This window comes from Campylobacter showae CC57C (genome assembly GCF_000344295.2).
GTDB lineage: Bacteria > Campylobacterota > Campylobacteria > Campylobacterales > Campylobacteraceae > Campylobacter_A > Campylobacter_A showae_B.
The window spans coordinates 1-3,705 of sequence record NZ_AOTD01000197.1 but is presented as its reverse complement, the minus strand read 5'-3'; the positions used below and the strand labels follow the sequence as shown (position 1 = coordinate 3,705).

General features: G+C 47.9%; 4 protein-coding genes. All 4 read right to left on the bottom strand.

Annotated elements, in window-relative coordinates:
- Window positions 1-1,146, bottom strand: a 1,146-nt coding sequence (locus H740_RS07445) for a (Fe-S)-binding protein (RefSeq protein ID WP_197273066.1), incomplete at its 3' end; no start/stop codon positions are given.
- Window positions 1,147-1,155: 9 nt separating this feature from the next.
- On the bottom strand, window positions 1,156-2,517 hold the full coding sequence (hemN, locus tag H740_RS07440) for an oxygen-independent coproporphyrinogen III oxidase (protein ID WP_002952905.1): 1,362 nt from the start codon (window positions 2,515-2,517) through the stop codon (window positions 1,156-1,158).
- Entirely contained in the window at window positions 2,514-3,005 is a 492-nt protein-coding gene (locus H740_RS07435; RefSeq protein ID WP_002952904.1) for a DUF2603 domain-containing protein, read from the bottom strand. The genes hemN and H740_RS07435 overlap by 4 nt, the downstream gene beginning before the upstream one ends.
- Before the next feature lie 13 nt (window positions 3,006-3,018).
- The coding region (gene argF / locus H740_RS07430; RefSeq protein WP_002952903.1) for an ornithine carbamoyltransferase at window positions 3,019-3,705 on the bottom strand (687 nt) is incomplete at its 5' end.

The following is a 3,705-nucleotide window of genomic DNA, read 5'->3' as shown; positions in this document are numbered from 1 at the left end:
GCTTACGATTTTTGCGCCCGAGTTTTTTATCATCTCGGATTTTCTTTGTCCGGCCGCGCGGCTTAGATGATATTTTTCAGACTGCATCGTCACGCCGCCAAAACCGCAGCACTCATTTGGATCGTCCATTTCGGTCATTTCGTAGTTTTGAGCGAGCAGTTTGCGAGGCTCTTTAAATACGCCTTGCATTTTTCTAGCGTGACAAGGGTCGTGATAGGTCACGGAGGTCAAATTTTTGCCTTTTTTAGCCAAAATTTCAGCCAAATTCGTAAATTTTTCAAAGTACTCCGTCGCTAAAAATATCTTCTTGCTCACCGCTTTTGCGCGCTCTCGCCAATGCTCATCATCATGAAAGAAGTGCTCGTAGTCGATCTTTATCATCGCCGAACAAGTAGCCTCCGGCACGATGATGGCGTCTAGCTCGCCAAGCATTTTTTCAAAATACTCTATATTTCGCTTTGCCAAAACCTCGACCGTCGCAAAATCCCCCGTAAAATACGCCGGCGCGCCGCAACAGGCCTGCTTTTTCATCAAATTTAAATTTAACCCAAGCTCGCGAGCTATCTTAACCAGAGCCTCGCCGATGCCCGTATACGCGTAGTTTCCCATGCAGCCGATAAAAACGCCGATAGTTTTATCACCGCCGTTATCGATAAACTCGGCGTGCGAGTTTAAAAAGCTCTTTTTGCTCGCGGTTGGCAAAAGCCGCTCTTTTTTCACCATCGGCAGGCTAAATCTCGGACTCATCGCGCCTTCGCGGATCTTAAACGCGCAACTTTGAAACACATATCCCAGCCTCGCGCAAAAATCCATTATAGCGCGGTGGCGAAGCAACCAAAAAAACGCCTTTTTGTACCACGCGATGCCAAATTTTTCCGCGATATCGCGGCGGACGTTTTCTATCGCCGTATCCACGCGCAAGGAGTTTGGACATACCTCGACGCAGTTCGTGCATAAAAAGCAGCTTTCAAAGATATTTTTCGCGCTTTTATCAAGCTTTAGCTCGCCGCGCTCATAGGCTCCCACGAGATCTAAAAAACCGCGCGGAGAGGTCGTTTCGTCGGAGTTTATCTTGTGGATCGTGCAGACTTGGATACATTTGCCGCATTTTACGCATTTATCCGAAATTTCGCTAAATTTAAACATATCCATCCATCAAACCGTTTTTGAAAATCGACGTAAATTTTCGGGTATTTTTTTCAAATACGCGTCAAAACACATCGCGATATTTCGGATGATCAGCGCGCCCGTCTCGTTTACGCTGATTTTTTCTGGCGTTACGGTTACAAATTCGCTCAAATTTTCAAGCTCGACCAAATCATCTTTAAAATACTCGAAAAATTTGATGTCAAATTTAGCCTCAACCGCCTTGATATCAAGGGCGAAGTTGCTCATCAGGCTCATTATCACGGCTTTTCTGATTAGATCGTCGCCAGTTAGATAAATACCCTTGCAATACGGCAAAACGCCGCTATCTAGGGCTTTTTCGTATTCATCCATGTCTTTGAAATTTTGCGCGTAGTATCTTTGCCCCTCACCGATGCTAGTTAGTCCGATGCCGATGAGATCGGCTCCGCCCTTAGTCGTGTAGCCTTGAAAGTTGCGATGAAGCGTGCCGTTAGCAAGCGCGGCAAAAAGCTCGTCGCCAGGCTTTGCAAAGTGATCCATGCCGATCATTTTGTAGCCGTTTTTGATAAAAAACTCGGCCGTGTATTTTAAAATTTCAAGCTTGGTTTTAGGGCTCGGCAGCGTGGCTTCGTCAAATTTACGCATAGATTTTTTTATCCACGGCACGTGCGCGTAGTTAAATACCGCCAAGCGGTCGGGAGACAGCGTCAGAGCCTTATCCAGCGTCGCTTTAAAGCTCTCTAGCGTCTGATACGGCAGGCCGTAGATCAGGTCCATATTTATCGAGTTTATGCCCTTAGCGCGCGCCATATCCACGGCGTTTTTGGTGATTTCGTAGGGCTGGATGCGGTGGATCTCTTTTTGTACGCGCTCATCAAAGTCCTGCACGCCGTAGCTGACGCGGTTAAATCCGTGAGAGACGAGCACGTCAAGCTGCTCGCGGGTTAAAAATCTCGGGTCGATTTCGCAGCTGATTTCAGCCTCGGGCGAGAAGTTTTTAAATTTAGCCTTTATCATTTTGATGATTTCATCTAGCTGATCCGCGCCGTAGAATGTCGGAGTGCCGCCGCCAAAGTGCATTTGCAGCACGGGCGCGCTCGTATCGAGGTTTGCCGCTAGTATATCAAGCTCTTTTTGCAGATACTCCATGTACCGCGTTTTGCGGTCCTCTTTGCTCGTATAGATCACGTTGCAACCGCAAAAATAACAGGCGCTGCGGCAAAACGGCAGGTGCAAATAAAGCGAAAGCGGGCGCGAGGCGTCGCGGTTTTTTAGCTCCCGCAGGTAGTCTTCGTAGCTAAATTTATCGCTAAACTCGGGCGCAGTCGGATAGCTCGTATAGCGCGGTCCCGGGCGCGAATACTTCACGTAAGCGTCAAAATCCATCATAGCGTTTTATTCCTCGCGTTTTTCATTAAATTCTGCATATCGACGAACAAATTTGGATACTGCTTTTTGATACCCTTTACCAGTTTTTCCAAATTTATGTCTATGCTTTTTTTATTTTTATTTTTTGCGGCGATCTTGCGTATCTCGTCCATCGCCACGACCCAAACGTCGGCGAAATCTATCGGTACGTTCTGCCAGATCGTCTTTTCGAGCCTTAGCTCGAAATTTTCCTTTTGGACGTTGCGGTAGGCTTCGATGAGCTGCGAGAGCGATTTTAACGAAACCATCGTGTGCAAATTTTGATTTTCGTCAATGCCAAACCACGGCTCCCCCCCGTCCCACGAGCCGCTTTTTAGGCTGAGGCTCATTTGACTCGGATCGCTCGTCGGCACGATCTCAAATATCGTCTTCTCGCCCTCTTTTATCCCAAGCTCGCCTGAGATTTCATCTATTTTTTCGTATGTTTTTTGTAGATTTTTTTCTTTCATTTACTTCCTTAACTTACCCGTTTCGCTGCCTATCTAGCCAAACCATCACGCCTTTTTGTGCGTGCAAGCGATTTTCCGCCTCGGCAAAAATCTCATCCGCATGCGCCTCAAACACGCCTTCGCTCACCTCGTATCCGCGGTAAGCCGGCAAGCAGTGTAAAAATATCGCTCGCGGAGCGGCTAATTTCATCAAATTTTCATCCACGCAAAATCCGGCAAAGTCCCTCAGGCGCTTTTCTTTTTCGGCTTCTTGTCCCATCGAGACCCAAGTATCGGTAGTGACGACGTTAGCGCCCGAGACGGCTTCTTTTACGTCCTGAGTTAGATAAATTTTAGCTCCCGAAATTTGAGCGTTTTTCATCGCTAAATTTACGACGTCGGCGTCCGGCTCGTAGCCCTTTGGCGTAGCGATTCTTAGCTCAAAGCCGAGCTTGCTAGCTAGCATCAGCCACGAGTGAGCCATGTTGTTGCCGTCGCCCACGAACGCCGCTTTTATCTCGTCTATTTTTAGCCCGCATTCGACAGCCGTCATGAGATCAGCCATCAGCTGTGCGGGGTGAAATTTATCGCTAAGACCGTTTATCACGGGTACGTGGCTAAATTTGGCAAGCTCCTCTAACGTCTCGTGGCGATTAACGCGAGCCATGATGAGATCGCACATTCGCGAGATCACGCGCGCGGTGTCTTTTATCGGCTCGCC

Coding starts and splice junctions, on each gene's coding strand:
- hemN (WP_002952905.1), bottom strand. CDS start 2,517: ATGATGGATTTTGACGCTTACGTGAAGTATTCGCGCCCGGGACCGCGC.
- H740_RS07435 (WP_002952904.1), bottom strand. CDS start 3,005: ATGAAAGAAAAAAATCTACAAAAAACATACGAAAAAATAGATGAAATC.